The 23560-nt window shown below is 72.2% G+C and carries 20 protein-coding genes and 1 pseudogene; 8 read left to right on the forward strand and 13 right to left on the reverse strand.

What is annotated here, in order from left to right; all coding sequences use genetic code 11:
• Positions 1-721: pseudogene (locus ABGB01_RS44190) on the reverse strand (ABC transporter ATP-binding protein); the annotation flags it as partial.
• A gap of 84 nt (positions 722-805) precedes the next feature.
• On the opposite strand from ABGB01_RS44190, the gene ABGB01_RS44195 reads away from it, so the two are divergent.
• The 5 genes from ABGB01_RS44195 to ABGB01_RS44215 all read left to right on the forward strand — a co-directional run bounded on the left by ABGB01_RS44195 (position 806) and on the right by ABGB01_RS44215 (position 7488).
• Positions 806-3160: a LuxR C-terminal-related transcriptional regulator gene (locus ABGB01_RS44195; protein ID WP_347780183.1), complete on the forward strand. Its 2355-nt coding sequence runs from the start codon at positions 806-808 to the stop codon at positions 3158-3160.
• A 284-nt stretch (positions 3161-3444) separates the two neighbouring features.
• Positions 3445-4212, forward strand: coding sequence for an AMP-binding protein (locus tag ABGB01_RS44200; protein WP_347780185.1), 768 nt, complete (start codon positions 3445-3447; stop codon positions 4210-4212).
• A 126-nt stretch (positions 4213-4338) separates the two neighbouring features.
• Complete coding sequence (locus ABGB01_RS44205; protein WP_347780187.1) at positions 4339-5631, forward strand: ABC transporter substrate-binding protein; 1293 nt, start codon at positions 4339-4341, stop codon at positions 5629-5631.
• Between the two features lie 115 nt (positions 5632-5746).
• Positions 5747-6628, forward strand: a complete 882-nt coding sequence (locus tag ABGB01_RS44210; RefSeq protein ID WP_347780189.1) for a sugar ABC transporter permease — start codon at positions 5747-5749, stop codon at positions 6626-6628.
• Positions 6625-7488: a carbohydrate ABC transporter permease gene (locus ABGB01_RS44215; protein ID WP_347780191.1), complete on the forward strand. Its 864-nt coding sequence runs from the start codon at positions 6625-6627 to the stop codon at positions 7486-7488. The genes ABGB01_RS44210 and ABGB01_RS44215 overlap by 4 nt, the downstream gene beginning before the upstream one ends.
• Before the next feature lie 3 nt (positions 7489-7491).
• Here ABGB01_RS44215 and ABGB01_RS44220 read toward each other — a convergent pair whose 3' ends face one another.
• The 9 genes from ABGB01_RS44220 to ABGB01_RS44260 form a co-directional block, all read right to left on the reverse strand.
• Positions 7492-8508, reverse strand: coding sequence for a 2-hydroxyacid dehydrogenase (locus ABGB01_RS44220; protein ID WP_347780192.1), 1017 nt, complete (start codon positions 8506-8508; stop codon positions 7492-7494).
• A complete protein-coding gene (locus ABGB01_RS44225; RefSeq protein WP_347780193.1) occupies positions 8505-9119 on the reverse strand; it encodes a histidine phosphatase family protein in 615 nt (204 codons plus the stop codon). The genes ABGB01_RS44220 and ABGB01_RS44225 overlap by 4 nt, the downstream gene beginning before the upstream one ends.
• On the reverse strand, positions 9116-10597 hold the full coding sequence (locus ABGB01_RS44230) for an FGGY family carbohydrate kinase (RefSeq protein WP_347780195.1): 1482 nt from the start codon (positions 10595-10597) through the stop codon (positions 9116-9118). The genes ABGB01_RS44225 and ABGB01_RS44230 overlap by 4 nt, the downstream gene beginning before the upstream one ends.
• A 49-nt stretch (positions 10598-10646) precedes the next feature.
• Positions 10647-12158 carry an FGGY-family carbohydrate kinase gene (locus ABGB01_RS44235; protein WP_347780197.1) on the reverse strand — a complete coding sequence of 504 codons (1512 nt, stop codon included), beginning with the start codon at positions 12156-12158 and terminating at the stop codon, positions 10647-10649.
• Positions 12158-13387 carry a sugar ABC transporter permease gene (locus ABGB01_RS44240; RefSeq protein WP_347780199.1) on the reverse strand — a complete coding sequence of 410 codons (1230 nt, stop codon included), beginning with the start codon at positions 13385-13387 and terminating at the stop codon, positions 12158-12160. Before ABGB01_RS44240 ends, ABGB01_RS44235 begins: the two co-directional genes overlap by 1 nt.
• A gap of 47 nt (positions 13388-13434) precedes the next feature.
• Positions 13435-14196: an ATP-binding cassette domain-containing protein gene (locus tag ABGB01_RS44245; protein WP_347780200.1), complete on the reverse strand. Its 762-nt coding sequence runs from the start codon at positions 14194-14196 to the stop codon at positions 13435-13437.
• An 8-nt stretch (positions 14197-14204) separates the two neighbouring features.
• Positions 14205-15293: a sugar ABC transporter substrate-binding protein gene (locus tag ABGB01_RS44250; RefSeq protein WP_347780201.1), complete on the reverse strand. Its 1089-nt coding sequence runs from the start codon at positions 15291-15293 to the stop codon at positions 14205-14207.
• Positions 15294-15440: 147 nt separating this feature from the next.
• Entirely contained in the window at positions 15441-16406 is a 966-nt protein-coding gene (locus ABGB01_RS44255) for a sugar-binding domain-containing protein (RefSeq protein WP_347780202.1), read from the reverse strand.
• Positions 16407-16608: 202 nt separating this feature from the next.
• The gene (locus ABGB01_RS44260) at positions 16609-17583 is read right to left on the reverse strand and encodes a LacI family DNA-binding transcriptional regulator (protein ID WP_347780223.1); all 975 of its coding nucleotides are present in this window, start codon (positions 17581-17583) and stop codon (positions 16609-16611) included.
• A gap of 81 nt (positions 17584-17664) precedes the next feature.
• Here ABGB01_RS44260 and ABGB01_RS44265 point away from each other — a divergent pair, with 81 nt between their 5' ends.
• Together ABGB01_RS44265 and ABGB01_RS44270 are read left to right on the forward strand one after the other, a co-directional pair.
• Positions 17665-18825, forward strand: a complete 1161-nt coding sequence (locus tag ABGB01_RS44265) for an MFS transporter (protein ID WP_347780203.1) — start codon at positions 17665-17667, stop codon at positions 18823-18825.
• A 15-nt stretch (positions 18826-18840) separates the two neighbouring features.
• The gene (locus ABGB01_RS44270) at positions 18841-19542 is read left to right on the forward strand and encodes a hypothetical protein (protein ID WP_347780205.1); all 702 of its coding nucleotides are present in this window, start codon (positions 18841-18843) and stop codon (positions 19540-19542) included.
• Here the strand turns inward: ABGB01_RS44270 and ABGB01_RS44275 are convergent.
• Together ABGB01_RS44275 and ABGB01_RS44280 are read right to left on the reverse strand one after the other, a co-directional pair.
• Positions 19493-20044: a cysteine dioxygenase family protein gene (locus tag ABGB01_RS44275; RefSeq protein ID WP_347780206.1), complete on the reverse strand. Its 552-nt coding sequence runs from the start codon at positions 20042-20044 to the stop codon at positions 19493-19495. The genes ABGB01_RS44270 and ABGB01_RS44275 overlap by 50 nt on opposite strands.
• Positions 20041-20901: an amidohydrolase gene (locus tag ABGB01_RS44280; protein ID WP_347780207.1), complete on the reverse strand. Its 861-nt coding sequence runs from the start codon at positions 20899-20901 to the stop codon at positions 20041-20043. Before ABGB01_RS44280 ends, ABGB01_RS44275 begins: the two co-directional genes overlap by 4 nt.
• Positions 20902-21189: 288 nt before the next feature.
• Here ABGB01_RS44280 and ABGB01_RS44285 point away from each other — a divergent pair, with 288 nt between their 5' ends.
• The gene (locus ABGB01_RS44285) at positions 21190-22197 is read left to right on the forward strand and encodes a LacI family DNA-binding transcriptional regulator (protein WP_347780208.1); all 1008 of its coding nucleotides are present in this window, start codon (positions 21190-21192) and stop codon (positions 22195-22197) included.
• A 30-nt stretch (positions 22198-22227) separates the two neighbouring features.
• On the opposite strand, the gene ABGB01_RS44290 is transcribed toward ABGB01_RS44285, so the two are convergent.
• Positions 22228-23556: an aromatic amino acid ammonia-lyase gene (locus tag ABGB01_RS44290; protein WP_347780209.1), complete on the reverse strand. Its 1329-nt coding sequence runs from the start codon at positions 23554-23556 to the stop codon at positions 22228-22230.
• Positions 23557-23560 lie beyond the last annotated feature (4 nt).

Raw genomic sequence — 23560 nt, forward strand, 5'->3', positions numbered from 1 at the left:
GCAGCTCGGCGATGATCCACTTGCGGCGGGCGGCGGGGATGAGGGAGTAGAGGGTGCTGTACCGCATCCTGGCGCTGCGCACCGCGGCCCAGGCGTCGGGCACCACGGCGAGCAGCAGGAGCGGCAGTAACACCGGGTGCAGCACGCCCAGCACACCCGCCACGGCGGCGATGCCGACGGCGGCCGTCACCACGTTGATGGCCGAGGACACCACCGCGTCGGTCATGGCCACGCCGCGCAGCCTGGCCCGCTGCAGGGCGTCGTGAAAGTCGGGGTCGTCGTAGGCCACCAGGTCGACCCGGCTGGTCAGGCCGTAGAGCCGCTCCTCGGTCAGGCGGCTGACCTGGGGGTTCAGGCGCGACTGGGCCCAGCCAGCCCCAGCCTGCGTCGTCGTGCGCAGCACGGCCGCCGTGCCGACGAGGACGAGGCCGGGCAGCGCGGCCATCACGCGGTCGGGGGTCGGACCCTCGCTGAACAGTGCCGTCAGCACGCCGGTCGTGGCCAGCAGGCCGAACGCGGTGAAGACGCCGCCCAGCAGGTTGAGCGTGACGGTCGCCACGGTGTCGCGGGGGCTGGCCCGCCAGGCCATGCGCAGCGCCTCGGCCACGAGGGAGGGCAGGCGCCTGGCGATGGTCAGGAAGCCGACCTGCGCCATCTTGTCGGTGTGGGCGTGCCAGTCGGAGAAAGAGATCTCCCCGAGTTCCAGCGGCTCATCGGCCATAGTCAAGATTGTGCCCGCGGGCATCCATACTTCTCATGAAGTTGGCTGTGGGCGCGGGACGTAGTTGGTGACACACTCACAGTGATGCTGCGATTCGGTGACCTCACCAACCTGCCGGCCGAGCCCAACACGTTCGTGGGCCGGGAATCCGATGTGGACGAGCTTGTCCAGCTGATGCGCGTTTCGCGGGCGGTGACGCTGTGCGGGGCGGGCGGGATCGGCAAGACCCGGCTGGCCCTGCGGCTCGCGGCGCGGGTGGCCCCTCTCCACGCGTGCGGTGTGCGCCTGGTCGAGCTGGCCGACCTGGGAGAGGGCGAGGTCAGAGCGCACGTAGCGGCGTCGCTGGGCCTCGCGGGCGACCCCGGCACGCTGATCGGCGGCCGGCGTGTGCTGCTGCTGCTCGACAACTGCGAGCCCGTGATCGGCGAGTGCGCCGAGCTCTGCCGCGACCTGCTCGGCTCATGTCCCGGGCTCACCATCCTGGCCACCAGCAGGGAGCCGCTGCGCGTCCCTGGGGAGACGGTCTGGCGGGTGCCGCCGCTGTCGATCGACGGCGAGGGCAGCGAGGCCGTACGGCTGTTCGCGGCCAGGGCGGCCGCCGCCAGGCCCGGCTTCGAGCTGACCGCCGACACATTGCCGCAGGTCGTGACGTTGTGCCGGGCCCTCGACGGGCTGCCGCTGGCGATCGAGCTGGCCGCCGCCATGGTCAGGGTGCTGTCCGTACGCCAGCTCGTGGAGCGGGTCGACGACCGGTTCCGGCTCCTGGCGGGCGGCCCGCGGACGGCTCCCGCCCGGCACAGGACGCTCAGGGCGGCGGTCGACTGGAGCTACCGGCTGCTCAGCCCGCAGGAACGGGTGCTGCTGCGCCGCACCACCGTTTTCCGCTCCGGGTGGACGCTCGACCTGGCCGAACGCGTCTGTTCCTGCCCCGGCCTGCCCGAGGAGGAGGTGCTGCCCAGGCTGTGCGACCTGGTCGACAAGTCGCTGGTGGCGCTCGACGGCGAGATCGCCGGGCAGGCGCGCTACCGGCTGCTGGAGACGGTTCGCGAATACGCGCTCGAACAACTCGCCGAGTCGGAGGAGGAGGCCGAGCTGCGGCACCGCCACTTGATGGCGCTGGCCGGGATGGCGGCCGGGTTCAGGAGGGCGGTGGCGCCGGAGCGGCGCATGTCGTGGCCGTCGGTGGAGCGTTACATCAACCTGTTCGACGGGCTCAAGGCCGAGGTCGCCGCGGCCTGCGACTGGTCGGTCTCCACCGGGGCGCCGGAGGCCGCGCTCACCATGCTGACCGACGTGCGCTTCCTGCTGACCGGCTGCGGGCGCAAGCTCGACGTGGCCGAGCGGCTCGACCGGCTGCTGGCTCTCGACGCCCCGCGGGTGCCGCCCGCGCTGCGCGGGCAGGCCACGATCCTGCGCGGCGAGCTGGCCCTGACGGCGGGTGACAGGGAGTCCGGCCTGCGATGGGTCCGCGCCGGGCTGGCCGCGTGCGCGACCGTCCACGACACGTACGGCGTGGCCGCCGGCCTGATCGTGCTGGCCTGGCTGACCGGCGACCAGGACATGCCGGTCCGGGCGCTGGATGCGGCCAGGCAGTGCGGCGACCGCGTCCTGGAGTCGCTGGCCCACAGCGCAAGGGCGGCCTCGGCCCTGCGGCAGGGCCGGCTGCGCGAGGCGCGGCGCGCGTACGGCGAGGTCCTGGCGATCAACGAGGAGCTCGACAACCACGTCGGGCGCTCGTCCGGCCACATCGGCCTCGGGCAGGTGGCCAGGGAGACGGGCGACCTCGCCGTGGCCAAGCGGCACTACGAGTCGGCGCTGAACCTCATCGGGCACATCGACGCCAGGCAGCAGAAGGTGAGCGGCCTGGCCGGGCTCGGCGGTGTGGCGCTCGACCAGGGAGACCTGACGACGGCCAGGGCCATGCTCAGCGAGGCGCTGGTGCTCAGCCGCGACGCCGGGCTGAGCTGCGGCATCGCCCGACGGCTGGAGGCGTGGGCGAGCCTGGTCACGGCAGAGGGCGACCACCGGCTCGGAGTGCTGCTGATCGCGGCCTCCGTGGCGTTGCGCGGCCGCCAGCCCGGCGCGCGCACCGAGAACGTCCTGCGCCCCGCGCGGGCGCTCCTCGGCGACGAGACGGTTGCCGTGCTCTGGGCCGAGGGCGCGAAGATGACGGCCGACCAGGCGGTGTCCTGCGCGCTCGACGGCACGCGGCCCGACCCGCCGGCGGCGATGTTCGTCCCGGTCGTCCAGGAGAGCAGGCTCACGGCCAGGGAACGCGAGATCGCCGAGCTGGTCGCGCGAGGGCTCAGCAACCGGGCGATCGCCGACGAGCTGGTCATCAGCCCGGCGACCGCCGCCCGCCACGTGGCGAACATCCTGTCGAAGCTTGGCTTCTCCACGCGTACACAGATCGCGGCATGGATGATCGGCGGCCGTTGAGCTTCTACACATGGCCGCGCCGGGCGTCTACATCGTCGAATGGCCATGTCAGAGCATGTGCGGGGGTGCCCTAAGGGCTTACCGTTCGAACGCGGGGCTTGCCTCGCGTGCGGTCGTCACGTGTCCGTGGCGGCCGGGCCTCCTCGGAGGGGTGGCGGTCCGGTCGTGGGGCGCGTGACCGCGGGCTCGAGCCGCGCAGGGCTCGGGCCCGCCCGAATAATGCACATCGGCCTACATACATCGGCGGATGCCGGGCCGGTTCGGGCGGTCGTACGTTGTCCACCATGAAGCCCTCGGTCTCGACGACCGGCACCGTGATCCACGAGGTCTTCCGGCTGGCCTACGTGCGTGGTGACCGGCCGGCGCTCGTCGACGTGCGGGGCGGTCGCGTCTACGGCTACCGCGAGCTGGTGACCGAGGTGACCAGGGCGGCTTCAGGCCTGGTGTGCAGGGGCGCGCGGCGCGATCAGGTGGTGGGCGTGCACGTCTCGACGGCGGGCGCGCAGACGCTGGCCGTGCACACGGTGCTGGCCGCGGGTGGGGTGGCGGCGCCCATCGATCCCGCGCTCGGGGCGTACGAACTGGCCGCGTGGTTGCGGGAGTGCGACGCGCGCACCCTGGTCACCACGCCGGACCTGGCGGCGACGGCGGTGCGCGCGGCCGAGCGCTCCCGGGTGCGGCAGATCGTCTCGCTGGGCGCGGCGCTCGACACGATCGACTTCAGCGAGCTGGTCGCGCTCGCGCCGACCGCGCTGCCCGTGCTCAACGCCAGGCGCCAGACCGCGCTCCTGCCTGCCGGCGGCAGACGGTTGTCGCACGCGGACCTGCTGGCCAGGATGGCCGAGCTCGACCGGCCCGTACGCCTGACCGAGTCGGACGTGGTGCTGGCCACGTGGGCTCCCGGCGGCGGTTGCGACCTGCCGGCCCTGATCGCGCTGGGCGTGTCGAAGGGGGCGACGGTGGTCGCCGCGCACGGCGACGCCCCGGCAGGCGGCCATGGTCTCAGCGTCACGGTGGTGTCGGGTCCCGATGGCGTGCTGAGGCGCGCCTGAGCCAGATATGCGGACCTGTTACCCGCTCTCCCTTGACGGCGTGGCGGGGAAAGTGGGTTGATAGCCGTTGTTGACAACGTTGTCAAGGATCACCTGCTTCGGGGGGCTTCGAAGGGATGGTGTGCGATGCGACGGTGGTTGGTGGCCGCCTCGATCACGATGGTGAGCGTGCTGGGCCTGACGGCCTGCGGCGGTGGCGGCGAGCAGACGGCACAGTCGCCCTCCGCCGACAGCGGCGGGAAACAGCAGGTTGAGGTCTTCTCCTGGTGGACGGGTCCGGGTGAGGCCGACGGCCTCGCCGCGATGCGGAAGATCTTCGAGGAGAAAAACCCGACATATACCTTCTTCGACGCGGCGGTGGCGGGTGGCTCCGGCGACAAGGCCAAGGCCCTGCTGCAGTCGAAGCTCCAGGCGAGCACCCCTCCTGACACTTTCCAGGGCCACGCGGGCGCCGAGCTGCAGGGCTACATCAAGGCCGGCAACCTGGAGGACCTGACCTCGCTCTACGACGAGCTGAAGCTCAAGGAGGTCTTCCCCGCCCAGCTCGTCGAGCAGATCAGCGTGGAGGGCAAGATCTACTCGGTGCCGGTGAACATCCACCGGTCCAACGTCCTGTGGTTCAACCCGGCGGTGCTCAAGGAGGCCGGGGTGGCCGGGGCGCCCAAGACGATCGAGGAATTCGTCGCGGCCCTGGAGAAGGTCAAGGCCAAGGGCAAGATCCCGCTGTCGATCGGCTCCGAGTGGACCGTCACCCACCTGCTGGAGAGCGTGCTGCTCGGCTCGCTGGGCACCGACGCCTACAACGCCCTGTTCAAGCCGGGCGCCGACTGGAACAGCCCGCAGGTGACCACGGCCCTGCAGAACTTCGCCAAGATCATGGAGTACGCGGGCGACCCGCAGGACGACTGGCAGCCCGCGGCCAAGCAGGTCGCCGACGGCGAGGCCGCCTTCAACATCATGGGCGACTGGGCCTACGGCTACTTCCACAACCCCCCGGAGGGCGGCCTGGGCAAGAAGTCGAAGACCGACTTCGACTGGGCGCCCGCGCCCGGCACCGAGGGCACGTACCTGTGGTTGTCCGACAGCTTCACCCTGCCCAAGGGCGCGAAGAACCGTGACGGGGCGCTGGCCTGGCTGAAGGTCGCGGCCAGCAAGGAGGGCCAGGACGCCTTCAACCCCTTGAAGGGCTCCATCCCCGCGCGCAAGGACGCCGACGAGTCGCTCTACACCGACTACCTGGCCGACGCGCTGAAGGACTGGTCGAGCAACAAGCTGGCCGGGTCGGTCCAGCACGGTGTGGCGGTGAACCAGCCGTGGCTGGCCGCGATCAACGAGCAGGTCGGCCTGTTCCTCGGCACCAAGGACGTCAAGGCCCTGCAGCAGGGGCTGGCCGACGCTGCCACGGCCAACGCGCAGTAACCGGGCCCGGAGATGAGCCCGGAGATGAGCCCGGAGATGAGCCGGTAGGAGAACCAAGCGACGGGCCCGGCAGGCCGCACTCGGCGGCCTGCCGCGTCCGTGGGAGGGATTGCTTGTGAGGCGGGCACGCACGTGGCTGCCCGGGCTCCTCCTCGTCACGCCGTCGATCATCCTGATCGGCGTCTTCGTGTACGGCATGCTCGGCTGGAACTTCCGGCTGGCCATGACGGACAAGCACGATGAGGTGTCCGAGGGCGAGTTCGTGGGGCTGCAGAACTTCATCGACATCTGGGACCAGGCCCGATGGCATCTGTCGGTCCGGCACGCGATCGTGTTCACGGTCGTGTTCGTGCTCGGGGCGCTGGTGCTCGGGTGGCTGCTGGCGTTCCTCATGGAGAAGGGCATCAGGGGCGAGGGGACGTTCCGGGCGATCTACCTGTTCCCGATGGCCATCTCGTTCGTCGCGACCGGGATCGTGTGGCGGTGGCTGATGAACTCGGGGACGGACGAACGGGCGGTGGGGCTCAACCGGTTGTTCGACGCGATCGGGTTGCCGCAGTGGCAGTGGTTCCGGGATCCGGACTGGGGCATGGCGGCGATGGCGCTGCCGGCCATCTGGCAGATGTCCGGATATGTCATGGCGTTGTTCCTGGCCGGTTTCCGCGGTGTGCCCGAGGAACTGCGCGAGGCGGCCCGCGTCGACGGCTGCACCGAGTGGGGCGTCTACCGGCACGTCGTGCTGCCCCTGCTCAGGCCGGTGACCCTGTCCGCGCTGATCATCCTGGGGCACATCTCGCTCAAGGTCTTCGACCTGATCGTCGCGGTGTCGGGCAAGCAGATCATCACCGACGTGCCCGCGGTGTTCATGTGGGTGGCGGTCTTCGACTCCCACGATCCCGCGAAGGGGGCCACGATCGCCTCCTACATCGTCCTCAGCGTGGCGATCTTCGTGATCCCGTACCTGATCTGGTCCGTGCGTAAGGAGAGGCGCCCATGACAGCGGTGAGTGCCGGGCGGAGGAGCACGGCGTTCGCCTGGACGCGGTTCGGCGTGCTGCTCGCCTTCGTGGTGATCTTCCTCATCCCGATCTACGTCCTGCTGGTCACCAGCTTCAAGCCGCTCACCGAGGCGGACCCCAGCCAGGCCTGGAACCTGCCGCAGACGTGGACGACCGAGGCGTGGCAGGTGGCCTGGGACAAGCTCGCCCCGGGGTTGTGGAACAGCGTGCTGCTGGCCGTGCCCGGCTCGCTGCTGTCGTGCGCGCTGGGCTCCATGAACGGCTACGTGTTGTCCAAGTGGCGCTTCCCCGGCGCGGACGTGCTGTTCACCCTGTTCCTGTTCGGCATGTTCATCCCGTACCAGGGTGTGATGATCCCGCTGGTGCAGCTGCTCGTCGGGCTCAACGACCTGACCGGGCTGCAGGGCGTCTTCTACGGCGGCATCCCCGGGCTGGTGCTGGCCCACGTCGTCTACGGCATCCCGATCTGCACGCTGATCTTCCGCAACTACTACGTCACGATCCCCGACGAGCTCATCGAGGCGTCGCGGGTGGACGGCGCGGGCATGCTGCGGACGTACTGGTCGGTGGTGCTGCCGGTGTCGGCGCCCGCGATCGCGGTGGTCGTCATCTGGCAGTTCACCTCGCTCTGGAACGACTTCCTGTTCGCCGTGTTCCTGACCGGGCCGACGAGCTGGCCGGCGACCGTCATGCTGAACAACATCGCGGGCGCCCAGGCCACCCCGTACAGCCAGCAGATGGCGGCGGCCGTCCTCTCGTCCATCCCGACGATGCTGATCTACATCCTGCTCGGCCGGTTCTTCATGCGCGGGCTCATGGCGGGAGCGCTCAAGGGGTAGCCCTCAAGGAGTGGCCCTCAAGGTGGCCAGGTGGGCCAGTGGCTCGCCGCGCACGTAGCGGGCCACGTCCGCGGCCACGATCGAGGCCGCCTTCATCGCCGTCTCCTTGCTGGCCCCGGCCAGGTGCGGGGTCATCACCAGGTTCGGCGCGGTGAGCAGGCGCGAGCCCGGCGGGATCGGCTCCTCGGGGAAGACGTCCATGGCGGCGCCGAACAGGTGCCCCGACTCCAGCGCGTCGCACAGCGCGTCGTAGTCGAGCAGCGCGCCGCGCGCGCAGTTGACCAGGACCGATCCCCGCGGCATCGCGGCGATCTCGGCCGCGCCGATCATGCCGGTGGTCTCGGGGGTGGCGCGGGCGTGCAGGGAGACGAAGCGGGAGCGTTCGAGCAGCTCGGGGAGCTTCACCTTGCCGGGCACGTCGACGTACGGGTCGTGGACCAGGACCTGCGCGCCGAAGCCCGCGAGCATGCGGGCCACGCGGCTGCCGATGGCGCCGTACCCGATCAGGCCGGCCGTGCCGCCCTCCAGTTCGGGGCCCACGCTGTCGTAGGTGTAGTAGTCGCCCCGCCACACGCCGCCGGCCAGGTCGGCGTGCGTCTGCGGGATCCTGCGGGTGGCGGCGAGCAACATGGCGAGCGTGTGCTCGGCGGTGGCCACGGCGTTGCGGCCCGGCGCGTACGTCACGGCCACGCCCGCCCGCGCGGCCGCCTCCAGGTTGGCGTTCACAGGACCGCCCCTGCTCACGCAGAACAGCCGCAGATCGGGCGAGGCGTCGAGGACGCGCCTGGTCAGCGGGGCCATCTGGGTCACGCACACCTCGACGCCGCTCAGCGCCTCGATCAGCGCGTCCTCCACGTCGGAGGCCTCGTCGACCTCGCCCACCCGGCCGAACGGCTCCACCGGCCACGGCAACGTCAGCTCACGGACGTCCACCTCGCCGGGGACCTCCCGTCTGAGCGCGTCGATGAGCAGGCGGTTCTGGACGAAGTGGTCGCCTGCGGCAAGGACTCGGATGGTCAACGAACGGCTCCAATCGGGGAGTTGTACTGCAGCAGCGCCGGCCGTCCCGCGTTCAGCCGCAACTCGGTCAGCGCGCAGTTGTCCAGACGGGGGAACAGCCGCCGGTATTCGCCGAGCGGCACCCCGATGAGGTGGCACAGGGCGAGCCTGAGGGCGGTGGTGTGCGCGACCACCAGCACGCGCCCGCCGTGGTGCGCGGCGGCGATGTCGTGCAGCGCGGCGACGAAACGCTCGGCGGCCTGCCGCGGGTCCTCGCCTCCCGGCAGCGGATGCTCCGCGGGGTCGGCCTCGAAGGCGGCGCGGGCCTCGGGGAAGCGGGCCGCCATCTCCGCCGACGTCAGGCCCTCGCCCTGGCCGAAGTCCAGCTCGCGCAGCCTGGCGTCCACGCGCGTCGCCACCTTCGCCGCCGCGGCGCCGGCCTCGGCGGTGATGCGGGCCCGGCTCAGCGTCGAGGCCCACACGCCCTCGAGCCCCGCGGTCGCGGCCCATCCGGCGAGCCGGGCGGCCTGCTCGTGGCCGCGCGGGGTCAGCTCGATGTCGGTGAGCCCGGCGTAGCGGTTCTCGGCGTGCCAGACGGTCTCGCCGTGGCGTACGAGCACGAGGTCGGTCATCGGGCGGTCCTTTCGCGGGCGTGTCGTGCGGCGGCCTCGCCGAGCCAGCCGCGGCGTTCCAGCTCGGCGACGAAACGCAGGTACGGCTCGCGCAGGTCGGCCCCTGACGGCTCGACCACGGCCCGTGTCCTGATCATCCCGGCGTGCTCTCCGTCCAGCTCGCCCGTGGCGCTGCCGGCCGCGAGCACGGCCATGCCGAGCGCGGGTTCGGCGTTCTCCCGCAACGTCACCGGGCGGCCGAGGACGTCGGCCCTGAGCCGGGTCCAGTACGCGCTCCTGGTGGCGCCGCCGGTCAGGATGATCTCGCCGTCCACGGGGGCGCCGAGCAGGTCGAGGTAGTCGAAGGAGAGCCGTTCGACGAAGGCCGCGCCGAGCAGGATCGCCGCGTAGCGGTCGACGTCGTCGGCCGGGTCGCCGAGCGTGAACGACTCCGCGTCGGGCGCGGCGAAGGGGAACCGTTCCCCCCGGGAGACCAGCGGGTACGTGATCGCCCCCGGCCCCGCGCCGCCGGACGGTCCCGGACGTGCGCCGAACCGGGCGGCGGCCTGGGCGCTGAGCGCGTCGAGGTCGCGCCCGGGGAGGTCGCGGGTCAGCACGCCCGCTCCCGTGCTCGACGCCCCGCCGGGCAACCACGAGCCGTCCGGCGCGCGGTGCGAGTAGACGACGCCGAGCGGGTCGTGGATCAGCTCCTCCGTCACGCCCTTCAGCACCAGGGTGGTGCCCAGCACGGAGTTCCAGCTGCCGGCCCGCTGCGCTCCCGCGCCGAGCTGGGCCGCGCAGCCGTCGGTGGTCCCGGCGACCACCGGCGTGCCGGCCGGGATGCCGGTCTGCTCGGCGGCCTCGGGGCACACCACGCCCAGCCGGGCGCCCGGCCGTACGACCTCGGGGAGGATCTCCGCGGGCACCCCCAGCACGTCGAGCACGTCGGCGGGCCAGCGCTCCTCGATCAGGTCGACGCCGGTCTTGAGCGCGTTGCTCAGGTCGGTGGCCACGTCGTGGCCGGTCAGCCGCCGGTTGACGAAGTCGCTCTGGTGCGCCGGCCGTGCCCCGCGCGGCGCGTCGCGCAGCAACCACAGCAGCTTCGGCAGCGCCCAGTTGGGCTGCATGCGCCGGTATCCGAGCCGCTCCCACACGTGCCCGCCCACCTCGTTGACCCGCGCGACCTCGCCCGTCGCCCGCCGGTCGTCGTACATCAGCGCGGGCGTCAGCGCCCCGCCGCGGGCGTCGGCGAGCAGGATCGTTCCAGAGGTGGCGTCCACCGCCACTCCCGCCACCCGCTCCGGAGGCACCTCACGCAGCGCCTCTCGGGTGGCGCCGGCCAGCGCCCGCCACCACTCCTCGGGGTCCTGCTCGTGGCGGGGACCGTCACGGTGGCTGGTCAGCGGGCGCGCGGCGGCGCCGAGCACGTCGCCGCCGCCGGTGACGGCCATCGCCCGGACACTCTGCGTCCCGAGGTCGACGCCGATCCACACGCTCATGTACGGCCCCTCATGTCGGCGAGCGGCGGCCACGTGCCGGTCCCTACGCTCATGGACGGTTCCTCATGTCGGCGAGCAGCGGCCACGTGCCGGCGCTGGAGCCCCGGAGGCTCAGGAAGTCGTCGAAGAGCCGGGCATAGCGGGCCTGGCGCCCGGGGTCGGGCTCGACGGCGTCGCGCAGGCGTACGTGCCGGGCCGCCGCGTCGGCGACGGACGGCGCGGCGCCCGTGGCGGCCAGCCCCACCAGGTACGCCCCCCGCGCGCCCACCTCGGCGTCGGCCGGGCGGCGTACGGGCAGCCCGGTGACGTCGGCGATCATCGCGAGCCAGGTAGCGCTGGCCGAGCCGCCCCCACTCGCGCGCAGTTCCGTCGGCGCGGCGCCCGTGGCGGCCAGGCAGTCGCGGATGACCATCGTGAGCCCTTCCAGCGCGGCCCTGGCGACGTGCTCGCGGCCGTGCTCGAACGACATGCCGTGCAGCGCGCCCCTGGCCAGCGGGTCGGAGAAGGGTGCCCGCTCGCCGGCGGGCGACAGGTAGGGCAGGAACGTCAGGCCGCCCGCGCCCGGTGGGCTCTGCCGGGCCAGCTCGCCCAGCTCGGCCGGGCCGTCCAGGCCCAGCAGGCGGCACGTCCACTGCACGACCTCCGTGCCGGCGAACGTGGGGAAGGCCCGCAGATAGCCGCCGGGCAGCGCGATCGTGATGCCGATCGGGTCGCCGTCCAGGTCGGGGGCGCCGACGATGACCTCGGTGCACAGCGTGGTGCCGAGGATGCCGCACGCCTGTCCAGGCGCCACCGCGCCCGCGCCCAGGGCCGTCGAGGCGATGTCGTAGGGGGCCATCACGACCGGCGTGCCGGCGGGCAGTCCGAGCGTCGCGGCGGCGTCCGCCGCCAGCTCGGCGACCGGGCAGGAACGGATCCCGGGCAGCAGCCGTCCGGCCCATTCCATGCCGAACATGCCGAGCAGTTCGTCCGAGTACGCCCGCGCCCGCAGGTCCATGAACGGCGCGGACGCGTCGGACTCGTCGGCCACCAGCTCCCCGGTCATCCGGGAGAAGATCCACCCGCCGCAGGTCAGGTTCGCGTGTGACCGGTCGAGCCGGCCGGGGTCGTTCGCGCGCAGCCAGGTCAGGATGGCGTGCGGCAGCCCGGACGCGGCCGAGGAGCCGTTCAGGCGGAAGGCCTCCGCCGCGAGCCCAGAACGGGTCCAGGCGTCGACCGTGGTGGCGGCCCTGGCGTCGTTCCAGAGGATCGCCGGCCCGGTCGGCCGGCCGCCGGAGTCGACCAGCCAGCAGCCGTCGCCCTGCGCCGTCACCGCCACGAAGTCGATCTCGCCCGCACCCGGGCCACCCGGACCGGCGCCCGGCTCGCGCATCCGGGCCGCGACCTCGCGGACCGTGTCGGCGACCGCGGCCCAGACGGCGTCCATGTCCTGCTCGGCGTGGCCTGGCGCGGGCCTGGCGACCGTGGTCTCCCGCCGGGCGACGTACGACTCCGCCCCCGAGGAGTCGTAGCCGACCGCCTTGATGACCGTGGTCCCCGCGTCCACGCAGATGATCGCCATCAGGCCCTGCCGTGTGAGGTCCTCGACCGGCGCGACACCGAGTCGACGACCACCGCCAGCAGCAGCACGACCCCGGTGACCACGAACCGGATCGAGGAGTCCAGGTTGAGCAGCGTCAGCCCGCTGGAGATGGACTGGATCACGATGACGCCGAGCAGCGCGCCGAACGCCGTGCCGCGCCCGCCGAACAGGCTCGTCCCGCCGATCACGGCCGCCGCGATGGCGTTGAGGTTGACGTCGCCGCCGCCGCTGCTCTGGTTGGCCGCCGCGAGCCTGGCCGCGGCCAGGATGCCGCCGACCGCGGCGAACGTCGAACAGAGCACGAACACGGAGGTGTAGATCGCCCGGACGTTGATGCCCGCGCGGCGCGCGGCCTCGACGTTGCCGCCGACGGCGTACACGGCCCTGCCCCACTTCGTCCGCGACAGCAGGTAGTGCATGATCAGCACCAGCGCGACGAAGAAGACGAACATCCAGCCGACGCCGCGCGTCTGGCCGAGGTACCAGACCACGAACGCCAGCACCACGAGCAGCGCCACGCTCCTGGCGGCCAGCGCGGTGACGCTTCTCGCCGACAGCCCGGCCCTGCGCCGCTGCTGGGCGTGGAGGAACCCGCTGGCGAACAACCACACGGCCGCGATCCCCGCGAACGTGTACGACAGCCAGGCCGGTACGAAGTCGAGCTGGGCGAAGTTCACCAGGCCCGAGTCGAACGGCAGGTTGATCGATCCCTTGGCGCCCAGCACGTACAGCTGCAGGCCCAGGAAGCCGAGCAGGCCGGCCAGCGTGATCACGAAGCTCGGCACCCCGAACCGGTTGAACAGCTGCCCGTACAACCAGCCGATGGCCGCGCCCATGAGCACGGAGGCGGCGATCGCGAGCCAGACCGGCAACCCCTCGCTCACGAACAACACCGCGAGCACGGCGCCGGACAGCCCGCTGACCGACCCGACGGACAGGTCGATCTGCCCGACCAGCAGCACGCACACGACGCCCAGCGCGATGATGCCGACGGCGGCGGACTCGAGCGTGAGGTTCACCAGGTTCGCGCTGGACAGGAAGATCGGGTTGAGGACCTGCAGCACCGTCCAGATGACCACGAGCCCGACCACGACCGGGATGACGCCCAGGTCGCCGCCGCGAGCGCGCTCGATCACGTCGGTGACCGCGCCGCGCAGCCCTGCGCGCTCCCTCAGGCGCTCGTCCTGCCGGTCGGTGGTAGTGCTCATGGCCTCACTCCGCGAGGCGGGTTCGCTCGCCATGTGCCCTCGCCCCTTCACGACGACGCTCCCTTGTTGGTACGCCGGGACACCGCGTTGTCGGTGGCGCCGGTGATGGCGGCGATGATGTCCTCGGTGGAGACGTCGGCCACGCCGAAGACGCCGTTGTTGCGGCCGAGCCGCAGCACCACCACGGTGTCGGCGACGGCTTTCACGTCCGCCATGTTGTGGCTGATCATGATGACGCCCAGGCCGTTCTCGCGCAGCCGCTCGACGAGGTTGAGCACCTCGGCCGTCTGCGCCACGCCCAGGGCGGCCGTGGGCTCGTCGAGGATGATCACCTTGGGGTCGCCGAGCAGCGACCTGGCGATGGCCACGGTCTGCCGCTGGCCGCCGGACAGGGCCGCGACCGGCACCCGCACGCTCGGGATCTTGGCGGAGAGCTGGCGCAGCAGCTCCCACGAGCGGGTCTCCATGGCCACGTCGTCCAGCCGCAGCGGGCGGAGCTCCTGGCCGAGGAACAGGTTCTGGATCACGTTGAGGTTCTCGCAGAGCGCCAGGTCCTGGAAGACGGTGGCGATGCCGAGCTTGTGCGCGGCGGCCGGCGTGGGGATCTCGACGTCGTGGCCCTCGAAGGTGATCCGGCCCGAGTCGGGCGCGTGCACGCCCGAAAGGATCTTGACCAGGGTCGACTTGCCCGCGCCGTTGTCCCCCACGATGGCGACGACCTCGCCCGCGGCGACGTCGAGCTCGATGTCGGTGAGCGCGGCGACGGCGCCGAAGGTCTTGCTGATCCCGCGCAGCGACAGGACGGTCATCGGTGCTCCTACTTGATGCCGAGCTCGTCGCAGCCCTTGGCGTACGCGCCCGTGCAGATGTCGGCGGCCTTCATGATGCCGCTGTCGAAGAGCACCTCCTTGATGTTGTCCCTGGTGACCACCGTGGGGACGAACAGCTCGGACGGCGTGTCGTACAGCGTGGCCTTGCCCTCGGGCTTCTGGCCCTGCATGAAGCCCCAGGCCACGTTCGCCGCGGCCTCGGCGACGATCTTGATGGGCTTGGAGATCGTGTTGTACTGGTCGCCCGCGATGACGCGCTGGGCGGCGGCGGGCTCGGCGTCGTTGCCGGTGACCGGCGGCACCTCCACGCCCGCCGCCTTGAACGCGGCGATGGCGCCGCCGCCGGTGCCGTCGTTGGCCGCGACCACGCCGGCGATCTGGCCCTTGAACTGCGTGATCTGGCCGCTCACCCAGGTCTGCGCCTTCTCGGGCTGCCAGTCGGGGGTGTCGTACTCGGCCAGCAGCTTGAAGCCGCTCGGGTCGATGGCGCTGTGGATGCCCTTCTTGATCAGGCCGGCCGCGGCGTCCGTGGGGGAGCCGTTGACCTGGAGGATGCCGCCCTCGGCCTTCTCCTCTTTGAGGTGGTCGACCAGCGACTGGGCGATCATCGAGCCGATCTTCTCGTTGTCGAACGAGATGTAGTAGTCGGCCGGCGTGGCCGGGATCGGCCGGTCGTACGCGATGATCGGCACCTGCTGCGACTGGGCCGACTTGACGATGGTGGCCGCGGCGGCGGAGTCGACCGGGTCGATCACGATCGCCTTGACGCCCTGGGCGAGCGCGGAGTTGGCCTGTTGCTGCTGCTTGGCCGCGTCGGAGTCGGCGTTCTGGTAGATGACCTGGCAGCTCGGGCAGAGCTGCTTCATCTTGGCCTCGAACAGCGGCTTGTCCTGCAGCTCGTAACGGGTCGAGGCGAGGTCGGGCATGAGGAAGGCGACCTTGGCGTTCTGGGCGTCGCCGCCGGCGCCGGCATCCCCGCCGGTCGAGCCGGAGTCTGAGCCGCACGCGGCCAGCACCGAGCTTGCGAGCACTGCCGCCACGGCGAACGCGCTGGTCCGCATCTGAGCTCTGTTCACGGGTTCGTTCCTCACTCGCTACGTCCTCGCGGACGGATCCAAACGCTCGCTGCCCCCGAGACATGGACATAGCCCCTCACAAGGGGTCACATCCTGTGGTGCGGCTCACGTTAGCGTGCGGTCAGAAACTTTGTCCAGCAAAGATGTTCAGAGCTGGCGTGCGGCGGCCACAATCCCCTCAGCCGTCGGCGCATCCGTGACGAGCTGGTTGAAGTAGCCGCCCCGGGCGCCGGCGATGATCGAGAGCACCTTCTCCGCGCCGGCGGCGACGGCGATCGTGGCCGGTATGCGGCGCAGCTCCTCCAGCCGCGTGGCGACCAGACGCTCGCTGCCCGGGTAGGTCAGCGGGGTGCCCTCCCGGTCGTAGACGCGCATGCAGACGTCGCCCACGGCCTGGCGCAGGGCCTCGGCGTCACGCGGCATGAAGGCGGGCGTCATCTGCCGCATCAGCGGCGCCGAGCCGACGCCCACGAGGGCGCACTTGGCGTGCGCCCACAGGTCCATCACCCGGCGTACGGACGGCTCGTGCTGGAGCGAGTAGAACAGCTCGGGGCCGGGCAGGGCGGGGGCGTAGAGGTAGGCGGGCACGCCGCCGACGCGTTCGGCCAGGATGCGGGTGGTCTCGTTGGTCTGGAACCAGGGCTGGGGCTCCTCCTGGCCGCCCACGGCGGGCGCGATCGTGACGCCCGGATAGTGCCCGAGCCCTTCGCGGGCGCACTCGTAGACCGTGGTGCCCGACGAGACGAGCACGACGTCGCCCGACTCCAGCCCCACCCCGGCCAGCGCGCGCGCCACGCCGGGGGCCAGCCACGGGCCCAGCGCGGGGCCGCTGACCTTGGGCACGATGAAGACCTGGCCGAGGCCGAGCGCCCGCGCCACCTCGGCGGCCAGCGGGCCGTCCTCCATCGAGGCGGGCCGGTGCACCTTGATCTCCACGATGCCGTGCTTGCGGGCCTCGGTGAGCAGCCGGCTGACGGTCGCCCTGCTGACGCCCAGCCGTTTGGCGATGTCGCCCTGGGTGGCGTCCTCCATGTAGTACTGCTGCGCCGCCGCGTACATCAGCTCATGGGGGAATCGGGTCTGCGCCTCGGGTGCGACGTCGGCGGCATTCATGCGCGCGCTCCTGAATGAGGTCTGTGAACATTTTTGCAGAACTGATGCGCACATGACTATACCTACTGGGCCCGAGCACGATCGTGATGCCGGCGACCCGGCTGCCGGTCCGTACGCGGCTCAGGCGGGCGCTTCCGGCGCCGAAGCGGAGGTCAGGGGCTCACCTCTCCACCGCTCGTACGGCCAGGCGCCGTGGCGGGCCCTAGCGTGGAGGGGGGCGTTCGCCTGAGCCTCGGGGGATGAGCCGGACCGGCAGTTCGATGTGCTCCGACGGGCCCACGTCGCCGCGCAGGCGGCGGAACAGCAGCTCGGCCGCCACCCGCCCCATCCACGACGGGTCCTGAGCCACCACCGTCACCCCGGGCTGCAGCAGGTCGGCCAGCTCGAAGTCGTCGAACCCGACCAGCGCCAGCCGCCGCCCCGCGAGGGCGCGCAGCACGGTCACGGTGTAGCGGCCGTTGCCGGCGAACACCGCCGTCGGCGGATCGTCGAGGGCCAGCATGCCGGCCAGGTCGGCGCGTACCGTCTCCAGCGACGGCGGCCGCATCGACACCAGCCGCTCGTCGTAGAGGCCGCCGAGGGCCGCGCGGTAGCCCTGGAGGCGCTGGGCCGCCGTGAAGATGGCCGGGTCGTCGCCGAGGAAGGCGATCCGGCCGTGGCCGTGGCCCAGGAGGTGGCGGACCGCCTGCCCGGCCCCGCTCATGTTGTCGGCGAGCACGGTGTCGACGTCGAGCCCCGCGCCCGGCGGCCGGTCGGCGAACACCACGGGCGTGCCGGCCTCCAGCTCGCTGCGCAGGTACGTGTGGTCCTCGCCGGCGGGCACCACGATCAGCCCGTCGACCCGGCGCGCGCAGAACGTCTCGACCAGCTCGCGCTCCCTGCCGGGCTGCTCGCCCGACGACCCGCTCAGCAGCAGGCAGCCGTGGTCGATGACGACCTCTTCCACGGCCCTGCTCAGGCCGGAGTAGAACGGGTCCGCGACGTCCTCGATGACCAGTCCGATCGTCGCGGTCCTGCCTCTGCGCAGCACCCTCGCGCTCTCGTTGCGGCTGTAGCCCAGCCGGTCGATGGCCGCCCGCACCCGCTCGGCCGTGGCGGGGTGCACGCCGGGCTCGCCGTTCACGACGCGCGAGACGGTCTTGAGCGCCACGCCTGCCGCCGAGGCGACGTCCTTCATCGTCGGTCTCACGCCAGGATCATGTCTCACCGACGAGGGGTCCGACAACGTTGTCAAGCGGTTATGCCAGAGTAGTCGCCTATGTCGTTGCGTTCTGTGGCGCTCGTCGCGGGATTCGTGCTGGCCGCGCTCAACCTCCGTCCGGCGATCGCGGGGATCTCGCCACTCCTCGACGAGATCATGGACGACGTCGGGCTCTCGCCGGCGGGTGGCGGGGCGATCACCACGGTCATGGTGGTCTGCCTGGGCGTTTTCGGGCTGGCGGTGCCGCTGCTCGCCCGGCGCATCGGGCTCGACCGCACGCTCCTCGCCGGCCTGCTCGTCATCGCGGCGGGTCTCTCGCTGCGCGGTCTCGACGGCGCGGCCCTGCTCTACCTCGGCTCGGCCCTGGCGGCCACCGCGATCGCCGTCATGAACGTCGCCATGCCCGGCGTCGTCAAGCAGCACTTCCCCTCCCGGATCAACCTCATGACCGGCGTCTACGTCTCGTCCGTCGTGGCCGGCGCGGCCACCGCCTCGGCGCTGGTGATCCCGCTCGAACACGTCACAGGGTACGGCTGGCGCGGCGTCTCGGCGCTGCTGGCGGTGCCCGCGCTGCTCGCGGCCCTGCTCTGGCTTCCGCAGGCGCGGCGCGGGCGCGCCGGGGGACAGGAGGGCCCCCGGCCGATCGGCATGGTGCTGCGCAGCCCCGTGACGTGGTACGTCACCGCCCTGATGGGGCTGCAGTCGCTGACCTTCTACGTCATGCTGGCCTGGCTGCCGACGATCTTCATCGAGGCCGGCGTGCCCCCCGACCAGGCCGGCTACCTGCTCAGCCTCACGAACCTGGTCCAGGTGGGCACCTCGCTCGCCGTTCCCGTGCTGGCCGGGCGGCGGAAGTCGCAGGCGCCGTACGCGGTGGCCGCGGGCGTGCTGACCGTGCTCGGGTATCTGGGGGTGCTGCTCGCCCCGACGACCCTGCCGTGGGTGTGGATGATCGTGCTCGGCGTCGGCCAGGGCGCCTCGTTCGTGCTGGCGCTGCTGATCATCGCGTTGCGGCCGGCGAACCCGGCCGGGGTGACCGCGCTGTCGGCGGTGGCCCAGTCGGTCGGATACGGCGTCGCGGCGCTCGGACCGATGTTGTTCGGGCTGCTCAGGGAGGTTTCCGGCGGATGGTCGGTGCCGCTGATGGCCGGGATGGGCGTCCTCGTGGTGCAGATCGCGGCGGGGTGGTACGCCGGACGCCCTGCTACGTTGAGGTAAGGCTTACCTACGAATGTGCGGGGGTTCGCGGTGCTGACCGAGGTGCTTCAGCGGGTCGCCGACGCGCGTGGCGGGATCCTCGGCGTGGAGCCCGGCCTCGTCATCGAGCCCGACGAGAGCTGGACGCCCGCCGCCGAGCTGGTGCGGGAGCCGTACACTCTGCTCGCCGAGCTGGCCGACGAGACGGCCGCGCGCTGGAACGCCCCGCGGCACGTCGGCGCGGCGCTGTTCTGGAAGACCTACGGCTACTGGCACACCCTGCCGATGGTGCTCGGCTGGGCGCTGGACGGGAAGGTGCCGCTCATGCGGCTGCCGGACACCTACTTCAAGGTCTCCGCCGCCGGGGTGACCCTCGCGGCCACGCGCGTGAGCTGGGGCTCGGGCGCGGGCGCGATCGGCGAGGCGCTGGCCGAGTCCCAGGCGCCGCTGGTCAGGGCCCTCGGCTCCCTGGCCAAGGTGGGCGAGCGCACGTTGTGGGGGTCCACCGCCGAGGCCGTCGCCCATCCGCTGACCTCGATCGTCGAGGGCGACTACATGCGGTTGCTGAAGGAGATCGGCCCGCCGGTCGACGGGCTCATCGAGCCCGCCGACGACGGCTATTTCCGCAGGACCTGCTGTCTGTGGATCAGCCTGCCCGACGTGGAGCCCTGCGGAAGCTGCTGCGTGCTCAGGCCACAGAGCCGACCGCCGGCCCGACCTGCTCGTCCAACGGCCTGAGCTCGTCGGCGTAGCTCACCGAGACGCGGCGCATGACGCCGCTCGACTCGATCGAGTACTGGCCGAGCCGCCACAGCGGCGGCGAGTAGGCGTGGATGGAGACGCTGTGGTCGACCGCGCCGGTGAGCCGGTGGATGTGGTCGGGCCCGAACGAGAACGACTGGCCCTCCGTCACCACGGTCTCCAGGTGCTCGCCGCCGATGCGCGGGTTGCACTCCAGCAGCGCCCCCCGCACCACGTGGACCGCCCCCGAGGAGATGTCGTGGTCGTGCCAGCCCGTGTCGTCCTCGGGACGCCAGCACAGCAGCCAGACGTCCACGTACGCGTCGCGGTAGAGCGAGGCGTAGTGCCGGCCGCCGCCGGCGGGGAAGTCGACCTGGTCGTGCCACTCCTCCGGGCGGGCGGCCAGGTCGTTCACCAGGTCGCGGAGCTCACGCCGGTCGAGAGTGCGCTCCGGGAGCCGGGCGCAGGTGCCCCCGTCCTGGATCTGGTCGGTGCTCACGTACGAGTCTCCTTTCTGCTGAGTAGGCGACGGGGGTTGACGACCCCGATGGCGTGCGCGGCCGCGGCGCCGAGTCCGGGGTCGGGTGCGGTGGCATAGGGCGCGTCGGAACCGTTGACGACGACGTCGATGCCGAGCTCGCGGACGATCGCGTCGATCGCGCGCGGGCCGTAGGAGGAGGTCTCCACGAAGAAGCCGGGGTCGACCAGGCCGCGCCCGCCGCCGCCCCTGGCGATGAGGCGCTCGGAGTGCAGCGGCGCCAGCCCGGCGAGGAGGGCGAAGCAGACGCGCAGCCTCGGGTGCCGGGGCCTGACGACGGCGTGGAAATGGTGCCAGGCGGCGTGCATCTGCTGCACGTACGGCACCAGCGCGGGCCACCACGGCGGCGTGCCCTCGGAGGGGACGGCCGGCCCGGGGTGCACGAACAGCGGCAGGTCCAGGCCGGTCAGCACCTCCAGCAGCCGGTCGTCGGGCACGGCCGTCGCGGGCATCTGGAGCCCGGCGAAACCCCTGGCGAGGTCTTCGGCCAGCCGGTCGGGGTCGGCGTCGCTGTGGCAGGTGGCCGCCCACGCGCCGAAGGGCTCGCCCAGCGCCAGGGCGCCGTCGTGGTAGGCGTCGATCAGCGGCCACGACTCCTCGGGCGGCAGGAACTCGATGCCGAGCGGGCTCGACAGCGACACCAGCACCAGCTCGAGGCCGGTGGTGTCGCGGTGCTCGTGGTCGGCGGGGTCGACGTCGTAGGGCGGCTCGCCGTCGAGGAGCAGCGTCCAGCCGTCGAGGCGGGGCGGGGAGGTGCGAGCGCGCAGGGCGTCGACGAACGCGTGGGTCCACAGGTGCTGGTGCACGTCGATGCTCACGGATCACTCCTTCCGCTATTTCCTACTCACAATACATGCAAAGCCCCTGCGCAGCTGAATCCGTAACGTGAAACGGTTCAGTGATACGGTTCAGTGAACCGCTTCACCTGACGCTTGTCAACAGCCACCGGCGCCTGCCGCGGGCGGTCACGAGGATCGGGTCCCGCCGCTCGACACGCGGCGCGCCAGGATGGATGCTGAAGGCATGTCCTCACCGCCGAAAGACGGGAGCCGACATGCCCGCGTCCTGGAATCGGTTCTGTCGGCGGCACCCAATAGGCTGGCTTAATGCCTCGAAAGAGAGCGACGATCCGCGAGGTGGCTCAGGCGACGGGCCTGTCCCCCGCGGCCGTCTCTTACGCGCTGCGCGGCCTGCAGGTGTCCGAGGAGACGAAGGAGCGCGTGCGGGCCGCCGCGGCCGAGCTCGGCTACGAGGCCGATCCCATTGCCAGGGCGCTGGCCAGCGGCCGCACCGGCATGATCGGGCTGCTGTGCGGCTCGCTGGAGGACCTGTGGCAGCAGTCCCTGGCGGTCGGCATCAGCAGAGGGCTGCGCGAGAAGGATCGTTACGCGCTGATCCTCGACGCGTTCGGCGATCCCGCCAGGGAGCGGGCGCTGGCTCAGCAGCTCCGCGACCAGCGGGTCGACGGCATGATCGTGCAGCCGATCGACCCGGCGGCGGCGTTCTGGCCGGAGTTGTGCGAGTCGCTGCCGGTGATCGCGGTCGGCGACTCGATCGCGGGCACGGCCGGCGAGGTCGTCTTCGACAACCGGCGCGGCGTGACCCTGGCCCTCGAGCACCTGCGCACCCTCGGCCACCACCGCATCGCCGTGCTCACGCCCACCCGGGCCAGCACGCCCGACCGCCCCGCCGACGTGCACGTGATGGCCGAGGCCGAGCGGCTGGGCCTGGACATCCAGGTCGCCACCTCGCCCCACGGCCTGGCCGACGCGACGGCGGTGGCCCACGACATCCTGGCGGCGAAGGAGCCGAGCGCCGTCTTCTGCTTCGCCGACTCGATCGCCTACGGCGTCTACGCGGCCGCCCAGGAGCTCGGGTTGTCGATCCCCGGCGACGTGTCGGTCATGGGCTACGACAACCATCCCATGTCGGGCCTGCTCACGCCCGGCCTGACGACGGTCGACTGGGGCATCGACGGCATCGTGCGGGCCGCGGTCCGGCTCATGTCGGCGGCGGCCGACGGCGGCACCCGGCGGCGGCACGTCGTGCAGGCGCCCACGCTCAGGGAGCGCGGCTCGGTCGCCCGGGTGCCCGGCCACCGACAGGGGCTGTAGGAGCCCGGGCGCCCGGCCGGGCGTAGCAGCTCACTTCGGGTGTCCCGTCAGGGCGCGGCGCGACTCCTCCAGGTCGTCGGTGAGCGGCCGGTCCGGGGGCGGGGCCTGGCGGGCCCTGAGGGCCGCGGTGCGCTCGCAGGCCAGCACGAGCGCCAGGGGCTCCAGGCAGCGCAGGGTGAGGCGGGCGGCCTGGGTGGCGAAGCTCGCGTGCTCCTCCGTGCCGAGCGAGATCACCGCCGTGCCCGTCGTCACCGGCACGGCGAGGTGGCGCAGCACCGCCATGGCGTCCTGAGCCACATATTCCAGGATCAGGGCCCCGGATTCGCCGCGTTGCCTGGCGAGGAACGGCAGGCGGCCGGTGTAGGCGGGGTCCATGAGCGCGGCCAGGCGGGCGGTGCTGAGCTGGGCGGTCTGCACGATCGCCGCCCGCAGCGCGTCGAGGGCCAGCGCCACCGGGGCCGCGTGGGAGTTGCCGTTGTGCCAGGCCAGAGTGCCGGAGATGAGCGGGTTCTCGGTCGCCGCGTTGAGGTCGATCTCGATCGTGGCGGTGGTCCGGTCGAGCGCGTCCACGGCCGCGCCGTGCACCTGGGCGAAGGCCCGGAATCCGTACGGGTCCTGGATGCGGGTGGCCAGCCCCTGGCTGAGCAGGGCCCGCAGGCGGGCGGCGACGACGGCCTGCCCAGGATGGGGGCGGGCCTCCTGGACGGCGGCGGCCAGCGGCTCCGCGGAGGCGTCGACCGCGGTGAACGACATGGCGGCGACGTCGACCGCCGCTTCGAGGAGCCGGCGCAGGCGGTGGCAGGCGATGGCGGCGTCGGCGAGCGTGGCGGCCCCCGAGCTGATGAACGGCAGCGCGTCGCTCGACGCCAGCGGGAAGCGCGGCTCCTCGGCCGGCGCGGCGCCGCCGTGGCGCCAGGGGAGCTCGCCCAGCAGGCACAGGGCGGTGATGGACAGGGCCGTCAGATCGCCGGTGCCGATGGCGCCGTACGTCCTGATCGGCGGGGTGAAACCGGCGTTGACGGCGTGCGCCAGCACCGGGAGCACGGCCGGATCGACGCCGGATCCGCCCGCGACGAACTGGTTGAGCCGGACGACGAGCATCGCCCGCGCACGGGCGGTCGAGATCGGTGCGCCGGCGCCACACGCGTGGCTGCGCAGCAGGTCGAGGCCGGGGGCTTCCACGGTGACGGCCTTGTTGGCGCCGACTCCGGTGCTCCGTCCGTAGACGGGGCCCCGCAGCCCTTGGGCGGTGGCCCACGCGGCCCGGGCCCGATCGAGGGAGGAGATCGTGACCCGGGCCCCGTCGTAGGCCGCCTCGTGCACCTGCGCGCACGTCAGGCCGGCACCGTCGAGCTCCATGGGG

This window comes from Nonomuraea sp. B5E05, from assembly GCF_039880665.1.
In the GTDB taxonomy this organism is placed as follows: Bacteria; Actinomycetota; Actinomycetes; order Streptosporangiales; family Streptosporangiaceae; genus Nonomuraea.